Source organism: Gracilimonas sp. BCB1 (assembly GCF_040117685.2).
Classification (GTDB): Bacteria; Bacteroidota; Rhodothermia; order Balneolales; family Balneolaceae; genus Gracilimonas.
In genome coordinates, this window is the sequence record NZ_JBEDYP020000012.1 from 72,623 (window position 1) to 97,626 (window position 25,004).

The window sequence follows — 25,004 nt, forward strand, 5'->3', positions numbered from 1 at the left end:
TTTCTAAACCTATATGAAGTTAAATAGTTAGATTTATTTGTAGGAAATTTTTACAAAAATACTGATGTGCTTTCTTGCAATTCCTTCCTCCGGCAGGTAGTTTCAGCTGAAAGGTAGGACATTCGGAGTTTATTTGAAGACTAACAATCAGGGTATGCATTCATATGTAATGGAGGCGATTGGCGCCTTTTTTCTTGTATTGGTTTTTGGCTTTACAGGAGATCCGCTCGCCATCGGCTTAACGCTAATGGCTTTGGTTTATATTGGCTCCCGCGTTTCGGGCGCTCACTATAACCCTGCCGTTTCCCTCGCATTCTTTCTGAAGAAAAGGCTTTCCGGTGCTGATTTTATCGGCTATCTGATTGCGCAGCTTTTGGGAGCTTTTCTGGCTGCAACAGCTATTTTCTTTCTGTCCACTTCTGTTTTTTACATTGAACCACCGGCTACCACCAGTTTATATCAACAGGTATTTGCTGAAGTTGTGTTCACCTTCATCTTTGTGTTGGTAATGCTGACCCTGGCACTTACAACAGGCTTTCGTAAAAATTCCCTTTCCGGCTTGGCCGTAGGGCTCACCTTTGGCGGAATGCTTATGGTTGCGACTCCCGTTTCAGGAGGTATTCTAAACCCGGCAACCTCCATTGGTACTGCTGCTTTCGATCTTATAAATGGCGGAAACTCTATTATACACTCTCTGCTTTACACGCTGGCCCCACTAACGGGTGGTGCATTGGCTGCTTTTACATTCAGCTATTTTCATAGATCGGAATTCTGAAAAAGAACCGGCTTCCAACCCCTTCCTCACTCTCTACCTTAATATCGCTTTGGTGAGCATTAAGAATTCCCTTCACAACCGATAAACCGAGCCCTGTTCCTCCCTTATCCCTTGACCGGGCTTTATCAGTCCGATAAAAGCGATCGAATAATCGGTCCAGGTGTTCTTTACCAATCCCCGGGCCAGTATCTTTAATATAAACTTCAACCCGTTCATCTGCCTGCTGAAGACCGACTTCCACTTCTCCTTGTTGCGTATATTTAATGGCATTCGAAATCAGGTTATCCACCACTTGCTCCATTTTATCGGGATCGGCATTTACTTTAAATGATTTCAGGTTTGTTGCCTTAAGCTGAAGTCCTTTTTGCTGAGCAATGGGTTGGTATACTGTCACCACTTCATCTATGATTTTCTTTAAATCAAAAACCTCACGGCTGATAAAGTTTTCATCAAAGTCATAACGCTGCAAAGTTTTGATGTCTTCAAATAGCCGCGCCACTCTCTTGATCTGTTTTTGAGCTGTTACCATATACTGCTTTTTCTTTTCGGGCTGAAGGTTCTTCAACTCTAACATTTCAAGAGCGCCCGAAATAGTATGCAGGGGATTTCTGACCTCATGGGTTATATCCGCAAAAAACTGGCTCTGCTTTTCATTGAGCATTTTCAGCTTCTCATTATCTGCACGCAGGGTACCGGCCATATGATTCAGTGAATCAGCCAGCGTTCCGAATTCGTCATTGCGGTTCAGGTCGATTTTACGGTCCAGATTTCCCTTTGCTATATCCAGAGCAGCCTCATTCAATTGCTGAATAGGAGCCGCCATGTAACGGGCAAATAGAATACTAACCACAATTACCGCCCCGATAGAGAAAAGCATGCCCGCATAGATAATATGGCGTATGCTTGCCGCTGCTGCATAATACTGGCTTTTATCCTGGCTTATTCTCAGGTATTGGGCGGCATTATCAGATTGACCAAGATCAACATAAGCAATGAGTTTCTCCGGGTTTTCATTGGTCCGCACAATCGGATTGCCATCTTTGCTCTCCAGCTCAGTAATCAGGACTTCACTTAAATATGGTTCTACATCTTTAAAAGCGTAATCAGGGAAGGTTAAAAAGCGCACACCACTTCTGTCATATACAGCCATTTCATAGTTCGAAAGCTGAGCCTGTCGCTGAATTTTATCATCAAACAGAGCATTGTCTTTAAAACTGCCGGCTGCAAGGGCTAATGAAAGGGCATCTCTCTCAAACTTTTCGACACCTTCGTCTAATAAAAAACTGCGAATGGTTAAAATAGAATAGGCACTAATCGTTATAACCCCGATGATAAGCAGGATAATGTACGTCCACGCTAATTTAGATCTGATTTTCATGTATGCAGAAACTCTTTATTGAAACCATAACCTAAACCACGGTATGTTTTTATGAGTTTGCCTTCATCACCCATTTTTAACCGGAGGTTCTTAACGTGCACATCTACCGTTCGGTCAAACACATATTTTTCCTCATCAGAAATCTTTTCTAAAATCTGTTGCCGGCTATAAACCAGTTTAGGGTTTTGCAGTATCATTTCTGCAATGGTGTATTCTGTATGTGTCAGATCGATAAGCTCTTCGTTGATATAAAGCTCCTTTGAATCGAGGTCTAAATAAACACGTCCATATTGAACCCAGTTACTCTTCTCCGGAGAACGACGGCGTAATTGTGACTCAACATGGGCTTTAACCAGATTAAGACTTGCCGGTTTTTTGATGTAATCATCGGCTCCTAATTCAAGTCCTTCTATTTCATCTTTCTCCTCATCACGTGCCGTTAGAAAAAGAACCGGTATTTCGTAAACCACCGGGTGTTTTCGAATGTGCCGGCAAATCTCCTTTCCATCGTGATGCGGAACCATGATATCAAGAATAGCCAGGTGTAAATCATTGGCGTTATCATCAATCAGCTCGATAGCTTTTTTGCCGTCTTTTGCCCACAAGACATCAAAGTCATTAAGTTCCAGGAAATTAGCCAGCATCTCGCCGGATTCTTCCTCGTCTTCCACCAACAGAATCGTATGTTTGTTGCTCATTTATTGCTGCGTTTTTTTGCTGCTGTGTTTAAGTGTTAAAGTAAGTTTTTTAGCATTACTTTAACACTTTCACACGTATGTACTCAAATAAAAATCAGAATTTACGCATGAATTACCAAGGAAAAACCGTCTGGATAACAGGAGCGTCATCAGGAATCGGAGAGGCCTTCACCAGAGCATTCTACAAAGAAGGGGCGAACCTGATTTTATCTTCACGCAGACAAGAAGTGCTTGAAGAGGTTAGGTACAGCCTTGGGGACGACACCTCTAACGTTAAAATCATCACGCTCGACCTTATGGATACGGACTCTTTCCCCGAAAAAACCAAAGAAGCCCTGGCTGCTTTTGGCCAGATCGATGTACTGATTAATAACGGAGGTGTTAGCCAGCGGTCAACCGTGATGGAATCTGAAATGAGCACCTTTCGCCGGCTGATGGAGATTAATTATTTCGGTGCTGTTGGGTTAACGAAAGAAGTACTGCCGCACATGGTGGATCGGAAGTCGGGGCATATCATCGTAACCAGTAGTGTAGCAGGCAAAATCGGCACCAAGTTTCGATCCGGTTATGCGGGGAGTAAGCACGCCGTTCAGGGCTTTTTCAACTCTCTTAGGCAGGAGATGTATGAACACAATGTAGCTGTAACATTACTATGCCCGGGTTTCATTAAAACCGATATCTCCAAAAATGCATTAACCGGAGACGGGTCTAAATTCGATAAGATGGGGGATGCCCATTCTAAAGCTATGACAGCTGATGAAATGGTGGCCAAGGTGATGCCGAAAATAACGGCCCGGAAAGAAGAGATTTATGTAACAGGACTCAAGGAAAAATTAGCCCTTTGGGTGCAGCGGTTTTCTCCAACGCTGCTGAACAAGATTTTAAAAAATCAGAAAGTCACTTAGTTCTTTAATCGTGAGCGACTTCACGAATAACTATTAACGAAATTACCCTAACCGTTTTCGTTTTATGAGGTAAGCCAGCAAAGCTTGATCAAACTGTCCCATTGTATCCATTTCAGCAAAGTCGATTTCGAATTCACTGCAGGCCATTCGAAATTGTTTGGTGTATTCTTCCACTTTCTTTTGGTAGTCTTCGCGAACCTGAGCCGGCAACACTTCCACTTCTTCGTCTAGTTCCATGTCTTCAAATACAAACCTGCGGTCCGGGAAATCCAGGTCGCGCTCACTTTTCTTTTCCAAAACGTTGAATAACAACACTTCATGCTTTCGGTGGCGGAGGTGTTTTAGTGCGGATATGATTTCTTCATGTTCATCTATATTCTCAAACAGGTCGGTGATGATGACCACCAGGCTTCGGTGACTTAATCGTTCGGCCACTTCGTGAATAGCCCGGGCTGATGCTGTCTTACGCTTTTCAGGATCATTCTCTTCCTCCCGAATCAGCTCCCGCTCCAGCTCGGTATAAATTTGACGAAGATGGGCATAGGTCGATTTCGCAGGAATGAACGCATCTATTTTGGAATTGAAAGGAATCAAACCGCAGGCATCCCGCTGACGGTGCATCATATACATAAGCGAAGCAGCGTAATGTATACCATACCTGAGCTTAGTCCATTCCCCGAAATGCTTGAACAGCATAGATGAGCTTGTGTCCAGCATCACATAAGAACGAAGGTTTGTCTCTTCCTCGTACTGCTTCACATAAAACCGTTCTTTCTTGGCATATACTTTCCAGTCGATATGCTTGAAGTCGTCTCCGGGATTGTACGGACGGTGTTCCGCAAACTCTACGCTGAACCCATGAAAAGGACTTTTGTGAAGGCCGGAAATAAACCCCTCTACAATCTTCTTGGCACGCAGTTCAAGCGAGGATAATTTCGACAGTATGCCCGGTTCTAAAATCATGATTCATGGTACTATTAATAATCCTAATTCGAAAGCCGGCTCCACACATAATGCTTCATTTGTGATCTAAATGTTTTCAGGGCTTCTGATGCTAAGATTTAACCGTTCTCTTCATTGGCCATGTAATACAACTGCATGATTCGGATTTGATCGTAGCCGATCTTTTTGTTCATCCGGTCGTAAACCACCTTAAGCATATGTGATCCTTTTTCGTCAAAAATCTTAATGATTTCATCCTGCTGCCGTAGTGAAAGTGAAGTAGCTTCCGTGATTCCATCCAACCGAAGATCGTTGCCTTCGTTCAGGTAATCTTTCAGGTGGTTGAGAATCGTAACTTCCTTCACGCCATGTTCTTCGGCCAGATGCTGAATTCTTTGCCCGTTGTTGAAAGCCTTTCCGATTTTTTGATGTAATTCCACATTTTCAAGTTCTTCGGCTTTCTCTTGCAGGGTTTCTTCTTTGGCTTCAATACCATGTTCCGAAGTATACTTCTTGATAACCCCGATAAAAGCCGAACCATATTTTTTGAGCTTTACATCACCCACTCCGTAGAGAGGCAGCAGATGCTCTTTATCTTTCGGGAAGTAATAGGCCATTTCCATGAGTGTGGTATCCGGGAAGATGGTGTAGGGAGGGATTCCTTTTTCATCTGCCATTTTCTTCCGCTCTTTACGAAGAATCTCAAACAGATTTTCATCGTAGGATGCTTCCACTTCCGTTGCCACCCGCGAGGCTTCCTCGTCACTGAGCATAGTGCTGGTTCTATCCAGCGTTCCGTACACATTTTCATCTCCTTTCAGAACGGCATCGGCTTTTTCTTCCAGCTGGAGTACTGCGTATTCTCCCTTTGAGAGATAATCCTGCCGAACCAGCATGCGTGACAGTTGTTCCCACTGGTCTTTGGACCATTCTTTTCCGGAGCCGTATGAATTCAGCTTATCATGCTCGAGCTCCAATACTTTTTTGGCTTTCGAACCCCTCAACACATTAATCACTTGTGTTTTTCCATAGCCTTCTTCCAATTCTTTCACACAGGTAAGTAATTTTTTAGCCTGAAGGGTGAAGTCTTCCACGTCTTCGTCTTTAGACAGGCAATTATCACACATCCCGCATTCATCCTTCGGGTATTCTTCCCCGAAATATTTCATCAGCGGTACTCGGCGACATTTTTTAGACTCTATGAATTTGAGCAGATCATCCAGGTGCTTCTCTGCAATCTCTTTTTCCTGCCCATCTTTCTTGTTTATGAAGTATTTGATCTTCTGAGTGTCTGCATAACTGAACAACATCACACAATCGGAGCGAAGGCCATCACGTCCTGCACGACCAATCTGCTGATAGTATTGCTCAATGTTTTGCGGCATGTCGTAATGCATCACAAATCGAACATTCGGCTTGTTGATTCCCATCCCGAATGCAATAGTGGCCACGATGATTTGGATATCATCCCGAATAAACTTTCGCTGATTAATGGCCCGGTCTCGGTCAGATAAGCCCGCATGGTAGGGTTTTACCGAATAGCCTTCATCCTCCAGCTCCTGGTAGAGCTCATCTACCTGCCGGCGGGAAGTACAGTAAATAATACCGGACTGATTCTTCCGAGTATAAAGGAAGTCTAAAACCTGGTTGGTTGGGTCGTCTTTATCGGCAATCTTCAGGAACAGGTTCGGACGGTCAAAGCTGGCTATAAATTCTTCTGACTCCCCAAACTCCAGCGTTCGCATAATATCTTTTCGTACACGCGGAGTAGCCGTAGCGGTCAGCGCCATACAGGTAGTGTCAGGGAATAGTTCTTTTCGAACCTCTGCCAGCTGGCGGTAATCCGGGCGGAAGTCGTGCCCCCACTCAGAAATACAATGAGCTTCATCTACTGCAAACAAATCTACCTTAATGTCTTTAAGCAGATCTTTGGTTTTGTCCATCAGCAGGGTTTCCGGAGCTATGTATAACAGTTTGGCCTTGCCCTGCAACACCTGTCGCCGGTTGTATCCGTAAGCTTCCGGTGAGAGGGAGCTGTTCAGGTGCACCGCATTGATGTCATATTCACGAAGTTGTTCTACCTGATCTTTCATCAGCGAAATGAGCGGAGACACTACCACGGTCAGTCCATCAAATAACAGCGCCGGAATTTGATAGCATAGTGATTTCCCGCCTCCGGTGGGCATAATTACAAGTGCGTCTTTTCTCTTGAGGGCCTGGTCTATAATGTCTTCCTGCAGCGGGCGGAAGGTGTCGTAGCCAAATGTTTCTTTTAGGGTAGCTTTTGCTTCTTTGATCACAGATTCGTGGATTTTGGGATATCGCAGATTACACATTGCCTATTCAAGTCTGCGAATCTTTAATTCTTATAATTTTTTAGTTGAGCTATACGTCTAAAGGTAAGGCTGTTTTCACCAAAATTTAAAAGTAATGCTACTTCCAGTTTATATGCCTTTAAATAGTTTAAAACCTGAGAGATATGTTGATTATTAATCTCGCCAACGGCTTTTAATTCAACTAAAACTTTTCTTTCAACGAGAAGGTCAACTCTTCGGGAGCCTACTTTAATATCTTTGTAATACAGTGGCATCGTTATTTCACTCTCAAAACTCAGGCTCTGAATTGCTAATTCATGCTTCATACACCGATGATATACCACTTCTCGAAATCCATTTCCTAATTCTGAATGGATATTCATAGCAGCGCCAATGATGGCGCCTGTAAGCTTTTTGTATTTAAAATCAGGAGTATTGCTCACGCTTTACCTATTAATTCTTGTTTAATAGTTAGAGCAACTTGAGCAACATTCCTTACACCTTGATCACAGATTTGTTGGATGAATGGATTTCAGGATTATAAACCAAATGTTATTTCCATAAAAATGTAATCCATTAGTGGTACATGACTGAATCTGTGCAATCCCAGAATCCTGCAAATCTGTGATCCTTATTTAGAGAGGTACAAGCTTTTAAACTCGTACGGCTTCTTGAAGTGATCATCGTTGAAGTCTTTAGCGAAGTAGATGCTTTCACCGGTTGACTTCATCTCCGGCCCCAGCTCTTTCTTCACTTCCGGGAACTTATCAAACGGGAATACCGGCTCTTTGATGGCCCAGTTTTCCAGTTTCGATTCCAGGTCAAAGTCTTTGAGTTTGGCTCCCAGCATCACTTTAACACCAATAGCAGCTTCCGGGCGTTGCGTTGCTTTTGCAAGGAACGGGATAGTTCGCGTGGTTCTTGGATTTGCCTCCAGTACATACACCTTGTCATCTTTGACGGCATACTGCACGTTAAGGAATCCGAGAATCTCCATGTTCTCAGCAATCTTCTCCTGATACTCTTCTATGGTTTTGATGGCCTCATCACTTAAAGAATATGGAGGCAGCACAGCGGTTGAGTCTCCGGAATGAACACCGGCCGGTTCAATATGCTGCATAATTCCGGCTATATGAAGCTGGTCTCCATCGTAAACCGAGTCTACATCTACCTCAATAGCATGTTCCAGATACTTATCAATCAGGAAAGCGTTTTCGGGATGGGTCTTCAAAATATTGGCCACATACTTGCGCAGCTCCTCTTCCTTCACCGCAATTCGCATTCCCTGTCCGCCCAATACATAACTCGGACGGATCAGAACCGGGTAGCCAATTCTTCCGGCGATCTTAACCGCTTCCTCAACCTCTCGCGCCGTACCATATTCGGGAAACGGAATGTCGAGTTTTTTCAGGAACTTGGAGAACTCACCGCGATCTTCGGCAAAGTCGATCATCTCAAAAGCTGTACCGAAGATCTTAATGCCTTCTTCCACAAATCGTTTCCCAAGCTTCAGGGCCGTCTGTCCACCTACCTGCAGGATCACACCCTCGGGCTTTTCATGGTCAATGATGTCCAGTACCCGTTCCCAATAAACAGGCTCAAAGTACAGCTTGTCGGCGAAGTCGAAGTCGGTGGAAACCGTCTCGGGATTACAATTTACCATGATGGCTTCGTAGTCCATCTCTTTGGCCGCCAGTACAGCATGGGTACAGGAGTAATCAAACTCGATGCCCTGACCGATTCTGTTCGGCCCACTGCCAAGGATCAGCACTTTCTTCTTGTCGGTTACTTCACTTTCGTTTTCACCTTCATATGCAGAGTAATAGTAAGGAGTTTGGGCCGGAAACTCTGCCGCACAGGTGTCTACCATCTTGAATGATGGAGTGATACCGAGCTCTTTTCGTCGGTCCCGCACTTTCTTGTCGTCCACTTTCTCTCCGCTTTTACTTAGCAGGAAAGCAATTTGAGAGTCAGAAAACCCGGCTTGTTTCAGCTCAAAGAAATCGTCTTTTGATATCTCTTTTAGCGTTTGGCCTTCTGTTCGGTTTTCAAGTGAAACCATGTAGCGGATTTGCTGCAGAAACCAAGGATCAACCTTTGTAATATCTGCAATTTCTTCGACGGATGCCCCCATCTTGAAGGCATTTCGAATTTGCATGGAGCGGTCCCAGTAGGGCTTAAGTAATCGCTCGCGCACCGTTTTCCGGTCGAACTCTTCGTAGCCGTCGGCTCCTAAGCCATCCCGGCCAACTTCCAGCGATTGCCACGCTTTATTCAATGCCTCGGGGAAGTTTCGCCCTATGGACATCACTTCACCTACTGCTTTCATTTGCGTAGTCAGTTCCTCATCCACATTCGGAAATTTTTCGAAGTTAAAACGCGGAATCTTACACACTACATAGTCAATACTCGGCTCAAAACAGGCAGATGTTGTGCCGGTAATCTGATTCTTCAACTCATCCAATGTGTATCCCACGGCCAGTTTGGTAGCCACTTTCGCGATTGGGTAGCCGGTGGCTTTTGAGGCAAGTGCAGAAGAACGACTCACTCGTGGGTTAATCTCAATGGCAACCAACCGGTCGGACCCGGGCTCCATCGCAAACTGCACATTACACCCGCCGGCAAATGTACCGATGGAGCGCATCATCTTGATGGCCGAATCCCGCATATGCTGTAGTTGCTTGTCGGTCAGTGTTTGCGTCGGAGCCACCGTTACGGAGTCTCCGGTGTGAACCCCCATCGGATCCATATTCTCTATGGAACAAATGATGATCACATTATCATTGGCATCGCGCAGCAGTTCCAGTTCGTATTCCTTCCATCCAAAAATGGATTCTTCAATCAGCACCTGGTGAACCGGACTAAGCTCCAAACCACGCAGTACTTTTCGCTCAAACTCGTCTTCATTCCAAACGATACCGCCTCCGGCCCCACCCATGGTGAAAGAAGGCCGAATCACAATCGGCAAGCCGCCCAGCTCTTCAACAATTTCTTTCGCATCAAGCAACGACTCTGCCGTTCTACTGCGACACTGCTCAATACCGATCTCTTCCATTTTATCCCGGAACAGCTGCCGGTCTTCGGTCAGTTCAACCGCATCAATATCCACCCCGATAATGTGGATGTTGTTTTCTTTCCAGAAGTTCTCCTTCTCAAGGTCACGGCACAGGTTCAATCCGGTTTGTCCGCCCATTGTAGGGAGTACAGCGTCAGGTTTTTCCTTGGCTACAATTTCCCGGATGGAATCGGTGGTCATAGGCAGCATATAGACTGCATCGGCCATAATCGGGTCGGTCATAATGGTGGCCGGGTTCGAGTTTATGAGTACAATCTCGTAGCCTTCTTCCTGCAGCGAACGGCAAGCTTGAGATCCGGAATAGTCAAATTCACAGGCCTGACCAATTACAATTGGTCCGGAGCCGATAATCAGAATTTTATTGATGTCGTCGCGTCTTGGCATGAGTTTCGTTCGTAATTATTTGTTAGTGGTAAATAGATTGTTGGTGATAGATGGATTTTGACGAAGGACGATTGACCGCCGACTGTCATTAGTTCACTTCTGTTCTTTCATCATATCGATGAACTGATCGAACAGGTAGGCTGAATCGTGGGGGCCGGGTGATGCTTCAGGGTGATATTGAACTGAAAACCCCGGGAAGTTTTTGAATTTCAGCCCTTCAATCGTTCCGTCATTCAGATTTATATGGGTAACCTCAGCGATCTTGTCGTCCAGTGAATCTTCATCTACAGCAAAGCCATGATTCTGAGTTGATATTTCAACCAGTCCCGTGCTCAGGTTTTTTACGGGTTGATTGGCGCCACGGTGACCTACGAACATCTTCTTCGTCTTCAGGCCTTCATTCAGCGCCATCAGCTGGTGGCCGAGACAAATCCCAAAGACCGGCTTTCCGCTTTTCTTCGCATAGTCTACCACTTCAAGGGCATACTCGGCAGTTGCTGTTGGATCTCCCGGGCCGTTTGAGAAAAAGTATCCGTCTGCTTCCCAGGCTTTCAATTCCTCAACCGGAGTTTTTGCCGGGAAAACGCGCAGCGTGCACCCCCGCTTATTCAGGTTGTTTATTATGTTTTGTTTGATACCATAGTCGAAGGCGGCTACACGGTATTCATCTTCTCCGTTTACGGTTTGGGCTTCCGACCGGGTTACTTTTGAAGCCAGCTCCAGGCCTTCCATATCATCCCAGTTTTTCGCCATCTGCACCAGCTTCTCTTCATCAAGTTCAGTGCTGGATATGACGGCATTCATCACCCCTTTTTCGCGGATATGGCGAACCAGTTGTCGGGTATCCACTCCGGAGATCCCGGTAATTTCATTGTCTGCGAGGTATTCCTGAAGGCTTCGGTCGGCCATCGGGTTGCTGTATTCCCAGGAAAAGGCACGGGTTATAACTCCGGCCACCATCACCTTTCGGGCTTCATCGTCCCGTGGCATGGTTCCGTAATTTCCTATGTGCGGATAGGTCATCATCATAAGCTGACCGTAATAACTTGGATCGGTGAAAATTTCCTGGTAGCCGGTCATACTGGTGTTAAAGCATAACTCGCCACCTGTTATTCCTTCGTGTCCAACGGCCTGGCCGTGAACTACAGTACCATCACTGAGTGCGAGTATGGCTTTTTTCTGTGGGCGTAGTGACATGGATTAGATGTATTTCGGGTTTAGTGAGTTTGGTTGGGAAAAGGTTACAAACACGGTGTTTGTAACGGGAAAGGCGTTTGATAAAATTTTCAGATCAAAAAAAATCCGACTGCGAATACCGCGCCGGATTTTGAAAATAATATAGGGAAATGGAAATGCCATCAATCGCGCGACCTCCATTTTTGGGTGCGCGGTGGCAGGGCTTCAAAACTATGGATTGCTAAAATGCTGATTTGAGTAAATGCTTGTTTGAAGTTTTCCTAAGATACGGAGCGTGGAGATTGGATTCAATTTTGATTCTGTGTTTTACTGAATAATTAATATAAATTTGTATGTCTTTGGCATTGTGAGGGTTCGAATCAAATCTGGCAGATTTTTCTTACCTATTTCGGACGCCCTTGTATTTGCTAACCGCCCAGTATCCAATCAAGGGCCCAAAAGCCATCAACCAAAATACATAGGTGCTTTCCGTAGCCGACCAGCTCAGGTTTACCAGCTGTATGCTTACAATGGTAATGGCAAAGCCCAAACTGTTTACAATTGTCAGTCCTGTAGCTACATAGGAGGACTCAGAAGACCGGGCCACCATCGTTGAAAACTGAGGGCTGTCGGGAATCACAAATACTCCCCAAAGTATAAGCAAGCATAAGAATAGAACTACCGGAAAGCTAAACGAAAAAGGAACCAGCAGACAACACAATCCTGAAGCCGCCAGCGAGATTTTTGATACCCATTTACTGCTTTTCTTCAGGGACCAATATCCGCCTATGGCACAGCTGATGCCACCAACCCCAATGATTACAAAACTCCAGAAAGATACCGGGATTTCCGATTGATTATTTGTGAGGGCATACCAACTTAACATGACCGGTACAAAAGCCCAGAAGGTGTACAGCTCCCACATGTGGCCAAAATACCCAAAGGCTGCTGATCTGAAATTGGTATTTCTGAAGAGCTTCAGAATAGCACCGGCATCAAATTTAAAGCCTGCTGAGGAAGTTCGATTCGGGCCATCAGAGACGGTCAGGAATAGAAGCAATCCTCCGGCTGTAGCAATTACTGAAGTCCCTGCTATTACATACCGCCAGGGCAGTTCTCCTCCTAAAAACTTCAGAAGATGGGGAAAGGCCGTTCCCACAACCAAAGCTCCAACAAGATAGCCCAGCGCTTTTCCCAATCCTTCCTTGTGCCAGTCAGAAGCTATTTTCATCCCCACCGGATAGATGCCGGCTAAAAAGAAGCCGGTTACAAACCGGGCCGATATAATTTCAACCCCCGATGCCGACCACATCACCAACAGGTTTGCAGCCGATCCGCCTAAAGCGCAAAACAAAAAAACTTTTACCGGCGAAAACCGGTCGGCTACATTCAGAAAAGCAAATAGCAACGTCCCCCCTATAAAGCCGGCCTGAACCGCCATGGTTATATACCCGACAAATAATTCGGCAAGACCCAGCGTGGTGATCAGCTCATCAACAACGGCGTTACCAGCAAACCAAAGAGAAGTACCAGCGAACTGTGCCACTACAATTACAGGAAGTATATGAGCCGGGATCTTTTTATTCATGGCTGCAAAGAAACGAAAGGAGGCGGCCATTGACAAAAGGTATTTTTAAAAGCGTTTACGTATTAAGCTAGTCATGCCGAAACCGTTAACAATGAGTTCCGTAGGGCGTTCTTGATGTAAGCATTACCTAATCACAAATTAACTCAACGTGGCCATGAAAAAACTTAGCCTGTTATTAATCTGCTCATTTATCAGCTTTACCGCTTTCGCTCAAACAGAATTAGAACTTATACAGGATACCCTTACCGACTACATTGAGGGAACTGCCAACGGAGAACCGGACCGCTTGCATAAAGCTTTTCATCCCGACTTCAACCTATATACTGTGATTGGTGACGACAGCCTCAGGGTTTGGGATGGCCAGGATTATATTTCCCGATTTCAGGAAGGGCGAAAAAGCAACCGAATTGGCCGGATTATTTCCATTGATCATGAAAATAATGCAGCTACTGCCAAAGTTGAAATTGTTATGCCCGGACGAGGAGTGTACACGGATTACTTCCTGCTCTTAAAACTGAAAGAGGGTTGGAAAATCATCCATAAAACATATACCGACCGGCCATTTTATGGTGAACAGGAGTAATCTTTCGGCTATTATTTGTGAAGATAAATCCCGGCATTAATTGCCTTTTTCCGACCTTCCGGGCTGATATCATTTTCATGAGCCAGGTAGATCTGAACAAATTTCGTAATGGATTCACTATGATCGTGGACTTTCGAGATCTCGCTGTAGGTAACATCCCTCATTGTATCTGAATCTTTGTCGAGAATTAGAAAATAGCTATAGCCTTTCTGTATGGTAAGCTCGGCACATCGTCGCAAGAGCATGTGTTGAACATCGGTTGGTGAAGTCCTGGAATTTCCACTGAATGAAACCAGATAGCTTTGCCCGGAAAGCTGCTTTTCAGTAAAACCATAGCCCCTGCTGTTTTCAGGGTGATAGGATGTTGCACATCCTGCAATAAAGAAAGTAATAAAAAGAAAGGAAAAGGAAATACTTCGGTATGACATGTGGCACCTCTTTTTTCCAAATAGATACCGCCTTTAACTCCCACATGTTATTGCATGTGCATGCGATCAGGATTTGAATTCTCGTGGGGTTTCCTGAAGTAAAGCCCCCGTCAGTGTTGCCAAGCCACTTACCAATCCTCCCAGCACCCCTGTGATCAAAACCACAACCAACGGCGATCCTACCTGAAGCATTTCGGCGATTCGGGTTGAAAGAATGGCATCGTTGCCGAAGTGAATATACACAGCCTGCCCTCCCCAAAGAATGAACAGGGCCAGGAAACCAAACACAAAAGACGGCCCCGCTTTCTCATTAAACCACCAGCCAAACACAAGCCCCGGTATCGCGATACTCCACCAGGGTAGAAAAAGGTTTAATAAAAAAGCCGTTATTAGAATAAGAATGGTCAGCAGCATAAGGATCCGGATATATCAAAAAAATGACTGTGGGAGTGTAGCAATTATTTCCGAAAACTTTCACTTTTTTCGGTGCCCCATAAGAACCTCCAAGCGTCCAAAGTACCGTGGAGCGTTCGATGGCTGTTTAAGCTACTTTTCCCTTCCCAAACACCGCAACGCTTCCAGGACCTAACGGACGCTGAAAGGTTGCTTTGAATTCAGCCCTCTTTTTGCTTCTTTCCTTCATGATCAGATTTTTAATTTTGTCACTGCTTATAATTTATGGATGTGCTGACAATCCACCCACTGAAGAACAGCCCGAACAATTCATCACCATTTTGGGGATTGCACAAGATGCCGGCTTTCCGCAGGCTGATTGCCTGAAAGAACACTGCCAACAATTCTGGGAGGGAAAAGCAAAGAAACGGCATGTTGTCAGCCTCGGGTTAACCGATCAATCCACCGGACAAAACTGGATGTTTGAAGCCACGCCCGATTTCACCACACAACTGCATCAGCTTAAAAAAACTTCCGGCAATGATGATCTTTCCGGTGTGTTCTTAACTCATGCTCACATTGGGCACTACACAGGCTTGATGTATCTCGGACATGAGGTGATGGGGGCTTCAGAAGTACCGGTTTATGCTATGTCACGTATGAAATCCTACCTGCAAACCAACGGACCCTGGAGCCAAATGGTTGCCATGGAAAATATCTCCTTGCAAGAGCTCCGTTCTGATTCAACCATACGACTAACACCAAGCCTGTCCGTAACTCCATTTTTAGTTCCTCATCGGGATGAATACTCGGAAACGGTTGGCTATAGAATCAGTTCCCCAAATAAGGATGTTCTTTTCATACCCGATATTAATAAATGGCATATTTGGGAAAAGGACATCACAGAAGAGATTAACCGGGTTGACCTGGCTCTTCTTGATGGCACTTTCTATGATTCGGCAGAACTACCCGGCCGGGATATGAGTGAAATCCCGCACCCTTACGTGGAAGAAAGCATCAGGCTTTTCGAAAACCTGCCCGCATCCGAAAAGTCAAAAGTCATGTTTATTCATTTTAACCATACCAATCCGCTTATTCTGGATAGCCCCGAGCGCAGGAAAGTTGAAAAGCTGGGATTTAAAGTAGCTTCAGAAGGATTAACCATCCGGCTATGAATAACTTCCTGAATATATCTCCCGTACTGCCTGCCCATGACCTGAAAGCAGAAATAGAATTTTTTGAGCAGCTGGGGTTTAAAAACGTTTACGATTCTCTGAATTATACCGACAACTTAGACTATGCCGTTCTGCACCGGGAGGGACAGTACATTCACCTTCAGTTTCAATTTGAGAAAGACATGCCGTCTAAGAGTAATGCCCAGCAAATCAAGATTTGGGTAGCCAACTTAGATCTACTGGAATCGGAGTTCAGAGCAAAAGGCTTTGATATCAATCGAAGGGATAACACTCCATGGGGAACAAATGAACTCGGCTTTTACTCACCGGCTCACAATGCCATTATTTTTGTCCAAGACCTGGGTTAACTAATTCGCTGTTTAGCATCAGACGGTTATCTGGATAATATTTCTGCCTATTTTGCGTAAATCCAAAGTTACGCATATATTAAAGTAACTTTTAGGTTACTCTTCGTTTTTAAAATCACCCTCAAACCCATTAGAAGCCATTTATGAACCTTCCTGATTTAGATGTGTTCCAGGTTATCGCCGACCCAACCCGCAGAAAAATCCTTGAAATGCTAACCCGGGAAACGCATACAATAAATTCTTTAGCCGAAAATTTTGATATCAGCAGACCCGCTATTTCAAAGCATGTAAATATCCTTCACGATAAAGGCTTTATCACTATCACAAATAAGGGAAGGGAGCGTCACTGTTCTTTACACACCGACGGATTTCTGGAAGTACAGCGCTGGCTAAGCTTTTTTACCGACTTCTGGAGAAAGAAGATCAGTGATTCTTGATTAAAATCTATGCCGACGCAGGACAAACAGACTTTAACTTGGGATTAGAAATCATTTTTGTAGATTCGATCATTATCTAACTCAATAAAAAGCTATGCGCCGTTTATCGATACTTCTTCTGCTGTTTGTAACCAGCTCTACCCTGCAGGCCCAAACCTATTATCCCGGAAGCTGGGGAGATTGGGAAAAGATATCGCCGGAAGAAGTCGGCATGAATGCAGATAAAATTCAGGAGGCCATTGAATTTGCCCAAGATCAGGAAACGGACAATCCCCGCAGTATGGAAGAAAACCATTATGGCACTTTTGGGCGTGAACCGTTTGGAGATGGCATCGGGCCGTTTAAAGACCGGGGCGAACAAACCGGGATCATCGTAAAAGACGGGTATATCATCGCTGAATGGGGTGAACCATTTCGGGTAGACATGACTCACAGTGTGACCAAAAGCTTCCTCACTACAACCGTTGGAGTTGCTTATGACCGTGGTCTGATTAGGGATGTTCATGACAAAGTGGATGCGTATATGGCTCCTATTTACTTTATGGAGTGGGATGACAATCAAAATAAAGCCGACCGGTTTAAAGAGCCTAAAGTCTTTGAGCCCTTTAAAGGAGATCACAACTCCAGGATCACCTGGAATCATCTTCTGCGGCAGACTTCTGATTGGGAAGGAACTCTGTGGGGAAAACCAGATTGGGCCGACCGACCTTCGGGAGATCGTTCGGAGTGGATGACCCGCGAGCGCTTCGAACCCGGAACCGTGTGGGAATATAACGACGTGCGCGTGAACCTGCTGGCCCTTGCTGCCATGAATGTATTAAGAGAGCCGCTTCCTAAAGTGCTTCGTGAAGAGGTGATGGATAAAATCGGTGCATCCCCCACCTGGCGCTGGATGGGATATGAAAATTCCTGGGTTATTATTGACGGACAGCAGATGCAAGCCGTAAGTGGTGGCGGACACTGGGGCGGTGGCATGTTCATCAGTGCCCGGGACCAGGCCCGGTTTGGACTTTTAACGCTAAGAAACGGCCGTTGGAAAGATGAACAGATCATTTCTGAAGAATGGAATAAAATGGCTCAGACTCCTACCGAAGCCAATTCAAACTATGGCTTTATGAACTGGTTCCTGAATGTAAATGAAGACCGGCTTCCCAGCGCTCCAAAATCTTCTTTCTTTCATCTGGGTGCAGGCACAAATATGGTATATGTAGATCAGGAAAATGACCTGGTTATAGTTGCCCGCTGGATTAAGGGAAGCGCTATGGATGGAGTGGTAAAGCATGTACTTGAGGCCATTGAATAGGCATCTTAATTAGCACTACCTTATTATTTTTAAATTAATTAACCTATTAGGGTATTTTCTAAATAAGATCATTGTAGTTATGCCTTTACACAAGCTATCCGGTTTAATCCTCCTTTTTATTACGCTCGGTTTTTCCAATACTTTCGCTCAATATGCAGATCTGCCTATTACCATTGAAGTAGAATATAACGATGAAGGTGAGCCTACTTTTTATGCAAAGAACGAGTCTTTTACACCATATACTGTAAGTCTGGATTTTTCGTCAGTAAGTAATGCCATGCCTCCCAACCCAAATCCTTATAAAAAGACGGTTCGGTTTGGAAGGACCCGGGTTCTTGAGATTGAAAAATCAGGAATGGCTGATTCTTACGTGAGGTTTTCATACACCTATTCTTATAATATCGGGTGCATGGACACTGAGGCGGATGAGCTGGAGTATTTACTCCCGGTTGCAAAAGGAAAAGCCACTGAAATATTCGGGCTCAAACATATTGGCGAAATGTTTGATAAAGAAACTCCTGATGATTTCTATGCACTTGGCTTCAGGGCCGAGGCCGGAGATACGGTTTACGCGAGCAGAGGTGGAACCATCACAGATATTGAAGTTGATCACGATGATTCTGAGACAGAAAATTATTTCACTTCGAATTATAACTATGTTCAGGTAGTACACGAAGATTGCACCTTTGGGTCATACTCTCACCTGAAGAAAGACGGCATCTTTGTGGAAATCGGTGATGATATTGTGGCCGGTGATCCTATCGGTATTGTAGCTTCGAAAGAAGATGAGTCTGAAATCGGCTTTCGTTTCACCCTCGCCTACAAAAACGATGACTACAGAAGCGGGTCTGACGATAAGTACTGGAATTATGCTGTTCCCCTGTTCCGTACATCCGTTGAAAAGAATGCCAAACTTAAGCCCGATCATATGTACAGAGCCGTACATCCGGTAGATATTATCACTCAGGAAATGGGGTGGTTTGAACGAAGAAGATGGAAAAAAAGAAACCGATGACCACCTCATGAATAAAACAGCGATTGTTATTGGCGCTACCGGGCTGGTAGGTTCTCATGTGTTGAAGCAGCTTTTGGAAGACGACCGTTATGTAAGCGTGAGGGTTTTTCACCGGCGGAGTACAGGAGTTAAACATTCCAAACTGGAAGAACATATTGTTGATTTCGAAAACATGGACGAATGGAAACACTTACTCACTGGAAATGAACTGTACTCTGCATTGGGCACCACCATCAAACAAGCCGGCAGCCAGGAAAAGCAATACACCATCGATTTCACCTATCAATATGAAACAGCAAAGGCGGCCGCTGAAAATGGCGTTGCCAAGTTTTCACTGGTTTCATCAGCCGGTGCAAATGCGGAGTCCCGGGCTTTTTATACCAAGCTTAAAGGCGAGCTGGACGAAGCCGTTAAAGAGCTGCCCTTTAAAGTTATCACGATCCTCCGCCCCTCATTCCTGGATGGTGACCGAAGTGATAGTCGGTTAGGCGAGACCATCGGAATTTTTATGGCCAGAATTTTCACCAAAATTCCGGGCCTTAAAAAATACCAGCCTATCTTTGCAGGAAAGGTTGCAGAAGGAATGATCAATTCTCTGCACAAGTGCCCTGAAGGATATCACATCTTTGAGCTGGATGAAATCTTCTACCTGTAGCGTACATTAAGAAAAACTAACGCTTTCCCGGCAATCCTGCCAAAAATCATCATCGTATGTATAGCCAAACAAACTTGAGCTATACCAATGACAGACTATTCCGATATAATTTATTTGATGGCAGCCATGCTGCTTTTTTCCCTGATGTCCACCAACATCTCCAAAAGTTTTCTGGCTGCTTCAGAAAGCATGGTAACCGCGGGTACTGAAAACCGATCCATCGCGCTTGCCCAGGATGAAATTGAGCAGGTTAAGTTGCTGAGCCGGGACAAAGAAAATCAACTTAAAGACGGGCACAGCAGCTATATGTTCGCTGACTACCCCAAGAACAAAACCAATGTATATGGTTCTGAGAACCAGTACGATGAAACCTTTCGGGTAGAGGCAACCTCCGAACTCATTCAAGAGCCCGACCCACTGCTTAACCGATACCTGGTTACTGTGACCGTGTCTAATACGGTTAAGGAATATAATTCTGAAGCAACTCTTGTATTCATTAAATCCTTTGAAAAATGAATCTGAATATATTTACAAGCTTCGTGGTTGGAGGGCTATTCCTGCTCACTTTGCTGGCTTTCAATAATTTCGTTTTCAACTCAGCTGTTGAAACCACTACGGGGGTTATTACTGAAAATTCCTTCGATACCATCGTTGAAATCCTTCAGAATGATATTAACAGACTGGGATACAACACCGGCACGGCAGACAATATCCTGACAATGACCGGTGGGAAATTCGAATTTAAGGGCGATATATACGATGAAGACGGAAGCGGATCCGTTGCCGATTACAACACCGTTGAATGGCACCTGACTGCCAATAAGGCGACCTCCACTGACAATCCCGATGACTATATCCTGACCCGCACCTTCGATCCTGATCCTTTTTTCAGCGGAGACAGCGAAGAACTGACCTTCTATGTCACTCACCTGGAATTTAAATATCTGGATGCCAATGGGAGCGAAACCAACGACCCCGAACTTGTAAAACAAGTTTCCATTGAGCTGGTCCACGAGTCAAAAAACTCATATTACGTCAGCACCAAAGGGTCTGAAAAATACTACCGTTCGGTATGGAACCGGACCATTGTACCCAACAACCTAACTTTTTAAGAACCTACTGTTATGGGACGATCCATGTTAATTTTAGTGGCCGGATTTATGATAATCGCCGGCGTTATCACGAACTCAAACAATCGCCGGGCTATGATGCTGCCACAGAAGTCTGCGCAAAACATCAGTGAAGCTCAGGCAAAAAACTCCGCCGTTAGCATGATTAAGATGGGGATTGAGAAAATCACCATCGATAATGAATGGGATGGGGAAATATCGGACGTGAGCTCACTGCCCGGTTCGGCTTCCCTTGAACTGTACGACTCCCAGAGCTCTTCCTATCCGGAGGGAATATCGGTTGGTCAGGGTGGCTGGGACGAGTACAAAGTACTTCTGTACAGCGAGGCTACCTACGGAAATTACACCGCTGTTGTTGAAGTGATGATGCGCCGGGACTCCTATTCCAAATATTCCTATTTCTCGGATGAAGAGCGCAGCAGCCTGCTGGGTAACTCAGAAATTTATTTTTACTCCTCGGATGTCATTTCCGGCCCTATTCACACCAACGGCACCTTCCGAATGTCGGGAACACCTACTTTTTATGGACACGTGTCGAGCCCAAATAACTGGCAAAGCCGGAACTTATTTGGAGACAACCCTGACTTTCGAAGTACTACGGATTTCAACTCTCCGGAACGCCCGCTCCCAACTCAAACACAGATTAATGACCTGAAAAGTGCCGCTAACTCAACCGGGCTTACTTTCACCAACCAGATCGATGTCACCTTTCAGGACGACGGCTCTGTTTCTATTTCAGAGTATGACGAGGCCGCAGAAGTCTGGCTCCCTGCTCAGGAATATGCTGCCCCTGAGCATAACGGAATCATATCCACCACCAAAAAGGCTTCGGTTAAAGGAACGGTAGCTGGTCCGTTAACTCTGCACTCAGAAGATGACATCGAGATTATGGGCGACCTTGAATACTACGACGACCCCCGTAATAATGAAGTTTCTGCAGACCTGCTTGGGCTGGTGAGTGAGAAGGATGTGATTTTAGATAAAGATGCCCACACCTATAAAGGCTCTGCCGATGTAAACCTTCATGCCTCTATCATGGCCATGGGGACCTCTTTTCGTGTTGAGAACTACAGCTCGGGCGGCTATAGGGGGAAAATAAATTTACTGGGCGGCATCATTCAAAAAAACAGGGGGCCGGTTGGCACCTTTGGAGGCTTTTTTGGAGATACCGGGTTTTCAAAAAACTATGAATATGACACCCGGCTGCGATATTCAATTCCGCCCTACTTTCCGCGTGAAAGTGTGTTCTCTATACTTTCATGGAAAGACCGTGTAATCGTTAAAAACTAATCTCTCTTATCAAATAAATTCTAATTTCATGTATCAAAACATAATCAAAATCAGCCTTGCACTGGTACTTTCAATTTCAGCTTTTGCTTCGGCCTCGGCGCAAACCACCGTTACCTTCAACCTTGATATGAAAAAAGCATTGCAAGACAGCCTTTTTATTCCCTCTACCGATAAAGTAATTCTTGTGGGGGATGTTCGCCCCCTGAATGGAATCGATGATATTTATCTTAGAGATGAAGAGCCTATAGATAGTATTTTTACTGCAGAAGTTAGATTCAAGCGTTTTCTGGATGGAGATCAGGTCTCATACAACTTTGTGCTGGACACCCAATCAAAAAAGTATGAAGAACCCCGCCCGCGCTCGCTCCGGCTTTCAGGGAATGAGATGATTCTTCCTCCGATTCAGTTTGGCGCAACCGCCTGGTAACCAATCCTGCTCTTTATTCCTTAAAACCCTCTTTCTGGGGGTTTTTTATTTTTGAAAGTGATGGGTATTGATTACAATCGGATACACTTTTAACAAGTCTGTTATCCGTATGAAAAAATTATGCTCCCTGATTTTCCTTTCCCTTTTTACCCTAACCTGCTTTGCTCAAACTTCGGCCGACCTCAAGAAAATAATCGATGAGCGGGCAGATGATATTGAGCAACAAGTTATAGACTGGCGCCGGCACTTTCACGAAAATCCCGAACTATCTAACCGTGAATTTGAAACGGCCGCTTATATTGCTGAGTACCTGAACGAACTGGATTTAAAAGTGGAAACCGAAGTGGCCCATACGGGAGTGGTTGCTCTTTTAGAGGGCGGAAAACCGGGCCCAGTTATCGCTTTGCGTGCCGACATGGACGCCCTCCCCGTTACCGAACGAACGGATGTACCTTTTAAATCCACAGCAACCGGAATGTATCAGGGGAAGGAAGTGGGCGTGATGCACGCTTGCGGACATGATACTCACATGGCTATCCTGATGGGCGTCGCAAAAATACTGACGGAGATGAAAGATGATCTGAAAGGCACCATTAAGTTTATATTTCAACCCGCTGAAGAAGGAGCTCCACAGGGCGAAGAAGGCGGAGGTGAACTGATGGTAAAAGAGGGCGTTTTAGGAAACCCGGATGTAGATGTAATTTTCGGGTTACATATTAACGATGCCACTCCGGTCGGCACCATTCGCTACCGGCCGGAAGGAATTATGGCCAGCGTAAACAGCTTCAGCCTCGATATTAAGGGAAAGCAGGCGCATGGCTCCGCTCCCTGGAATGGCGTTGATCCCATTGTGACGGCCGCTCAAATCATCAACAACGCCCAAACCATTGTGAGCCGGAATATGGAGCTCACCAAGCAGGCGGCTGTAGTCACTTTTGGTGTTATTGAGGGCGGCGTTCGTCATAACATCATTCCTGAAAGCATTCACCTGGAAGGAACCATTAGGGCGCTGGATGAAGACATGCGTCAGCTTATTTTTAAGCGGCTGGAAACCATCGTCCAGAATACCGCGGAAAGCAACGGGGCCGAAGCAACCCTTACCATCCACAAAGGATATCCCATTACTTATAACGATCCAGAGTTAACGGCCAGGATGGCTCCTACTTTGGAAGAAGTAGCCGGAGAAGAAAATGCGGTGATCATGGATGCCATCACCGGGGCTGAGGATTTCTCGTTTTTCCAGAAAGAAGTGCCCGGACTGTATTTCTTCATTGGCGGGAAGGCCCCCGGCAGAGAGGCTGCAGGACATCACACCCCGGATTTCTACATTGACGAAAGCGGAATGAAATTAGGTGTTCGGGCTATGAGCAACCTGGTGATTGATTATATGAATTCCGCCGGCATGTGAACTGTTGATGTATCGGAATAAATCCTAAAACCAACTCAATTATACTTATGCAAAAGCGACTTAGTTTTCTGATTCTATTCTCATTCCTGACTCTTACTGTATTTGGACAGGAAGTTGCCGTTCAGGATGACATTGCCGAAGCCGAAAAACTCGTAGAGTCTTACTATCGGCACTACAACATCCCCGGAATGAGCGTAAGCGTATATCGTGGAGGTGAAATAATCTGGTCGCGCGGCTTTGGCTATTCGGATCTCTCAACTCAAACACCGGTTGACCCTGACGAAACCTTGTTTCGGGTGGGAAGCGTATCTAAAACTTATACGGCTGCGGCAGTCGGTTTACTGTACCAGCAGGGAAAGATGGACCCGGATGAATCCATTCATACCTATGTGCCGGAGTTTCCTGAAAAGAAGTACGACTTCACTGTTGAAGAAGTGGCCGGACACCTGGCAGGCATCAGGCATTATCGGGGTAATGAGTTTATGAGTACGGTGCGATATAATACCGTGTCGGCCGGACTTGAGATTTTTAAGGAAGACACTCTCTTATTTGAACCCGGTTCATCTTATTCTTATTCCAGCTATGGATGGAACCTGGTAAGTGCCGCTGTTGAAGGGGCATCCGGTGAAGAATTTATTTCCTATATGGAAACCGAAGTATTTCAGCCGCTGGGAATGAATAACACCATGCCCGATTATGCCTATCGTGATATTCCTGCCCGAACTAAGTTCTACATTCTGGAAGACGGGGAAAATAAAGAAGCTCCTTATGTGGACAACAGCTACAAATGGGCCGGAGGCGGATTTCTATCTACAACCGTAGACATGATCAAATTCGGGGAAGCTCATCTCTCCAACGACTTCCTGAACCAGGAAACGCAAGACCGACTAATGCAACCCCTTGAAACTGATGACGGAGAAACTACCAACTATGGAATTGGGTGGTCAACCATGGAAATTGATGGTATCGAGTGGAAAGGCCACAGCGGAGGCTCCGTAGGCGGAAGCACCATGTTTATGATGCACTTGGAAAGTGAGGTGATCATCGCTTTTGCCATTAACCGGTCAAGTGCCCCGATGAATGAACTTCGAAATGAGCTGGCTAAAATTTTTATTGAATAGAGCTGTATTTCCTGATGTAAGCATTTACATAAGA

The 25,004-nt window shown here is 45.2% G+C and carries 25 protein-coding genes; 15 read left to right on the forward strand and 10 right to left on the reverse strand.

Translation table 11 applies throughout. The features are described 5' to 3' along the window. The first annotated feature begins 154 nt into the window (after positions 1–154). Positions 155–775, forward strand: a complete 621-nt coding sequence (locus ABFW99_RS06745) for an MIP/aquaporin family protein (protein WP_349354750.1) — start codon at positions 155–157, stop codon at positions 773–775. Here ABFW99_RS06745 and ABFW99_RS06750 read toward each other — a convergent pair. Further along, entirely contained in the window at positions 747–2,153 is a 1,407-nt protein-coding gene (locus tag ABFW99_RS06750; RefSeq protein ID WP_349354751.1) for a sensor histidine kinase, read from the reverse strand. The two genes, ABFW99_RS06745 and ABFW99_RS06750, sit on opposite strands and share 29 nt — an antisense overlap. Beyond that, on the reverse strand, positions 2,150–2,851 hold the full coding sequence (locus ABFW99_RS06755) for a response regulator transcription factor (protein ID WP_349354752.1): 702 nt from the start codon (positions 2,849–2,851) through the stop codon (positions 2,150–2,152). The genes ABFW99_RS06750 and ABFW99_RS06755 overlap by 4 nt, the downstream gene beginning before the upstream one ends. Before the next feature lie 107 nt (positions 2,852–2,958). Between ABFW99_RS06755 and ABFW99_RS06760 the strand changes: the two genes are divergently transcribed. Then, a complete protein-coding gene (locus ABFW99_RS06760) occupies positions 2,959–3,756 on the forward strand; it encodes an SDR family oxidoreductase (RefSeq protein ID WP_349354753.1) in 798 nt (265 codons plus the stop codon). A gap of 42 nt (positions 3,757–3,798) precedes the next feature. Here ABFW99_RS06760 and ABFW99_RS06765 read toward each other — a convergent pair whose 3' ends face one another. The 6 genes from ABFW99_RS06765 to ABFW99_RS06790 all read right to left on the reverse strand — a co-directional run bounded on the left by ABFW99_RS06765 (position 3,799) and on the right by ABFW99_RS06790 (position 13,237). After that, positions 3,799–4,719 (reverse strand): DUF58 domain-containing protein, encoded by a 921-nt coding sequence (locus ABFW99_RS06765; protein WP_349354754.1) that lies wholly within the window; start codon positions 4,717–4,719, stop codon positions 3,799–3,801. A 98-nt stretch (positions 4,720–4,817) separates the two neighbouring features. After that, the gene (gene recQ, locus ABFW99_RS06770; RefSeq protein ID WP_349354755.1) at positions 4,818–6,998 is read right to left on the reverse strand and encodes a DNA helicase RecQ; all 2,181 of its coding nucleotides are present in this window, start codon (positions 6,996–6,998) and stop codon (positions 4,818–4,820) included. A gap of 59 nt (positions 6,999–7,057) precedes the next feature. Beyond that, a complete protein-coding gene (locus ABFW99_RS06775; protein WP_349354756.1) occupies positions 7,058–7,456 on the reverse strand; it encodes a GxxExxY protein in 399 nt (132 codons plus the stop codon). A 188-nt stretch (positions 7,457–7,644) separates the two neighbouring features. Further along, a complete protein-coding gene (gene carB, locus ABFW99_RS06780; protein ID WP_349354757.1) occupies positions 7,645–10,473 on the reverse strand; it encodes a carbamoyl-phosphate synthase large subunit in 2,829 nt (942 codons plus the stop codon). A 93-nt stretch (positions 10,474–10,566) separates the two neighbouring features. Then, positions 10,567–11,670, reverse strand: a complete 1,104-nt coding sequence (gene carA / locus ABFW99_RS06785; protein ID WP_349354758.1) for a glutamine-hydrolyzing carbamoyl-phosphate synthase small subunit — start codon at positions 11,668–11,670, stop codon at positions 10,567–10,569. Between the two features lie 379 nt (positions 11,671–12,049). Then, positions 12,050–13,237 (reverse strand): MFS transporter, encoded by a 1,188-nt coding sequence (locus tag ABFW99_RS06790; protein ID WP_440707458.1) that lies wholly within the window; start codon positions 13,235–13,237, stop codon positions 12,050–12,052. Positions 13,238–13,391: 154 nt separating this feature from the next. Between ABFW99_RS06790 and ABFW99_RS06795 the strand changes: the two genes are divergently transcribed. Further along, positions 13,392–13,820, forward strand: a complete 429-nt coding sequence (locus tag ABFW99_RS06795) for a nuclear transport factor 2 family protein (RefSeq protein ID WP_349354760.1) — start codon at positions 13,392–13,394, stop codon at positions 13,818–13,820. Positions 13,821–13,831: 11 nt separating this feature from the next. Here ABFW99_RS06795 and ABFW99_RS06800 read toward each other — a convergent pair whose 3' ends face one another. Both ABFW99_RS06800 and ABFW99_RS06805 read right to left on the reverse strand, forming a co-directional pair. After that, positions 13,832–14,248, reverse strand: a complete 417-nt coding sequence (locus ABFW99_RS06800; protein ID WP_349354761.1) for a CC0125/CC1285 family lipoprotein — start codon at positions 14,246–14,248, stop codon at positions 13,832–13,834. Positions 14,249–14,314: 66 nt separating this feature from the next. Continuing rightward, positions 14,315–14,662 (reverse strand): hypothetical protein, encoded by a 348-nt coding sequence (locus ABFW99_RS06805; RefSeq protein WP_349354762.1) that lies wholly within the window; start codon positions 14,660–14,662, stop codon positions 14,315–14,317. Between the two features lie 245 nt (positions 14,663–14,907). Here ABFW99_RS06805 and ABFW99_RS06810 point away from each other — a divergent pair, with 245 nt between their 5' ends. The 12 genes from ABFW99_RS06810 (at position 14,908) to ABFW99_RS06865 (ending at position 24,970) form a co-directional block, all read left to right on the forward strand. Then, on the forward strand, positions 14,908–15,816 hold the full coding sequence (locus ABFW99_RS06810) for an MBL fold metallo-hydrolase (RefSeq protein ID WP_349354763.1): 909 nt from the start codon (positions 14,908–14,910) through the stop codon (positions 15,814–15,816). After that, entirely contained in the window at positions 15,813–16,184 is a 372-nt protein-coding gene (locus tag ABFW99_RS06815; protein ID WP_349354764.1) for a glyoxalase/bleomycin resistance/extradiol dioxygenase family protein, read from the forward strand. Before ABFW99_RS06810 ends, ABFW99_RS06815 begins: the two co-directional genes overlap by 4 nt. 143 nt (positions 16,185–16,327) lie before the next feature. Further along, entirely contained in the window at positions 16,328–16,621 is a 294-nt protein-coding gene (locus tag ABFW99_RS06820; RefSeq protein ID WP_349354765.1) for an ArsR/SmtB family transcription factor, read from the forward strand. Positions 16,622–16,715: 94 nt separating this feature from the next. Continuing rightward, positions 16,716–17,924: a serine hydrolase domain-containing protein gene (locus tag ABFW99_RS06825; RefSeq protein ID WP_349354766.1), complete on the forward strand. Its 1,209-nt coding sequence runs from the start codon at positions 16,716–16,718 to the stop codon at positions 17,922–17,924. A gap of 79 nt (positions 17,925–18,003) precedes the next feature. Further along, the gene (locus tag ABFW99_RS06830) at positions 18,004–18,939 is read left to right on the forward strand and encodes a M23 family metallopeptidase (protein ID WP_349354767.1); all 936 of its coding nucleotides are present in this window, start codon (positions 18,004–18,006) and stop codon (positions 18,937–18,939) included. Next, positions 18,905–19,594: an NAD(P)H-binding protein gene (locus ABFW99_RS06835; RefSeq protein ID WP_349354768.1), complete on the forward strand. Its 690-nt coding sequence runs from the start codon at positions 18,905–18,907 to the stop codon at positions 19,592–19,594. The genes ABFW99_RS06830 and ABFW99_RS06835 overlap by 35 nt, the downstream gene beginning before the upstream one ends. An 87-nt stretch (positions 19,595–19,681) precedes the next feature. After that, complete coding sequence (locus tag ABFW99_RS06840; protein ID WP_349354769.1) at positions 19,682–20,110, forward strand: hypothetical protein; 429 nt, start codon at positions 19,682–19,684, stop codon at positions 20,108–20,110. Then, positions 20,107–20,706 carry a hypothetical protein gene (locus ABFW99_RS06845; protein ID WP_349354770.1) on the forward strand — a complete coding sequence of 200 codons (600 nt, stop codon included), beginning with the start codon at positions 20,107–20,109 and terminating at the stop codon, positions 20,704–20,706. Before ABFW99_RS06840 ends, ABFW99_RS06845 begins: the two co-directional genes overlap by 4 nt. Before the next feature lie 12 nt (positions 20,707–20,718). After that, a complete protein-coding gene (locus ABFW99_RS06850) occupies positions 20,719–22,014 on the forward strand; it encodes a DUF4900 domain-containing protein (protein ID WP_349354771.1) in 1,296 nt (431 codons plus the stop codon). 28 nt (positions 22,015–22,042) lie between these two features. Further along, on the forward strand, positions 22,043–22,441 hold the full coding sequence (locus tag ABFW99_RS06855) for a hypothetical protein (RefSeq protein WP_349354772.1): 399 nt from the start codon (positions 22,043–22,045) through the stop codon (positions 22,439–22,441). 109 nt (positions 22,442–22,550) lie between these two features. Further along, the gene (locus tag ABFW99_RS06860; RefSeq protein ID WP_349354773.1) at positions 22,551–23,849 is read left to right on the forward strand and encodes an amidohydrolase; all 1,299 of its coding nucleotides are present in this window, start codon (positions 22,551–22,553) and stop codon (positions 23,847–23,849) included. Between the two features lie 47 nt (positions 23,850–23,896). Then, a complete protein-coding gene (locus ABFW99_RS06865; RefSeq protein ID WP_349354774.1) occupies positions 23,897–24,970 on the forward strand; it encodes a serine hydrolase domain-containing protein in 1,074 nt (357 codons plus the stop codon). The last annotated feature ends 34 nt before the right edge of the window (positions 24,971–25,004 follow it).

Bases quoted from the DNA above. Each gene is read 5' to 3' on its own strand.
- ABFW99_RS06755 (WP_349354752.1), bottom strand. From the start codon at position 2,851: ATGAGCAACAAACATACGATTCTGTTGGTGGAAGACGAGGAAGAATCC.
- ABFW99_RS06760 (WP_349354753.1), top strand. From the start codon at position 2,959: ATGAATTACCAAGGAAAAACCGTCTGGATAACAGGAGCGTCATCAGGA.
- ABFW99_RS06795 (WP_349354760.1), top strand. From the start codon at position 13,392: ATGAAAAAACTTAGCCTGTTATTAATCTGCTCATTTATCAGCTTTACC.
- carB (WP_349354757.1), bottom strand. From the start codon at position 10,473: ATGCCAAGACGCGACGACATCAATAAAATTCTGATTATCGGCTCCGGA.
- ABFW99_RS06845 (WP_349354770.1), top strand. From the start codon at position 20,107: ATGAATCTGAATATATTTACAAGCTTCGTGGTTGGAGGGCTATTCCTG.
- ABFW99_RS06815 (WP_349354764.1), top strand. From the start codon at position 15,813: ATGAATAACTTCCTGAATATATCTCCCGTACTGCCTGCCCATGACCTG.
- ABFW99_RS06745 (WP_349354750.1), top strand. From the start codon at position 155: ATGCATTCATATGTAATGGAGGCGATTGGCGCCTTTTTTCTTGTATTG.
- ABFW99_RS06820 (WP_349354765.1), top strand. From the start codon at position 16,328: ATGAACCTTCCTGATTTAGATGTGTTCCAGGTTATCGCCGACCCAACC.
- ABFW99_RS06825 (WP_349354766.1), top strand. From the start codon at position 16,716: ATGCGCCGTTTATCGATACTTCTTCTGCTGTTTGTAACCAGCTCTACC.
- ABFW99_RS06855 (WP_349354772.1), top strand. From the start codon at position 22,043: ATGTATCAAAACATAATCAAAATCAGCCTTGCACTGGTACTTTCAATT.
- ABFW99_RS06805 (WP_349354762.1), bottom strand. From the start codon at position 14,662: ATGCTGCTGACCATTCTTATTCTAATAACGGCTTTTTTATTAAACCTT.
- ABFW99_RS06850 (WP_349354771.1), top strand. From the start codon at position 20,719: ATGGGACGATCCATGTTAATTTTAGTGGCCGGATTTATGATAATCGCC.
- ABFW99_RS06750 (WP_349354751.1), bottom strand. From the start codon at position 2,153: ATGAAAATCAGATCTAAATTAGCGTGGACGTACATTATCCTGCTTATC.
- ABFW99_RS06865 (WP_349354774.1), top strand. From the start codon at position 23,897: ATGCAAAAGCGACTTAGTTTTCTGATTCTATTCTCATTCCTGACTCTT.
- ABFW99_RS06860 (WP_349354773.1), top strand. From the start codon at position 22,551: ATGAAAAAATTATGCTCCCTGATTTTCCTTTCCCTTTTTACCCTAACC.
- ABFW99_RS06790 (WP_440707458.1), bottom strand. From the start codon at position 13,237: ATGAATAAAAAGATCCCGGCTCATATACTTCCTGTAATTGTAGTGGCA.
- carA (WP_349354758.1), bottom strand. From the start codon at position 11,670: ATGTCACTACGCCCACAGAAAAAAGCCATACTCGCACTCAGTGATGGT.
- ABFW99_RS06830 (WP_349354767.1), top strand. From the start codon at position 18,004: ATGCCTTTACACAAGCTATCCGGTTTAATCCTCCTTTTTATTACGCTC.
- ABFW99_RS06800 (WP_349354761.1), bottom strand. From the start codon at position 14,248: ATGTCATACCGAAGTATTTCCTTTTCCTTTCTTTTTATTACTTTCTTT.
- ABFW99_RS06765 (WP_349354754.1), bottom strand. From the start codon at position 4,719: ATGATTTTAGAACCGGGCATACTGTCGAAATTATCCTCGCTTGAACTG.
- ABFW99_RS06840 (WP_349354769.1), top strand. From the start codon at position 19,682: ATGACAGACTATTCCGATATAATTTATTTGATGGCAGCCATGCTGCTT.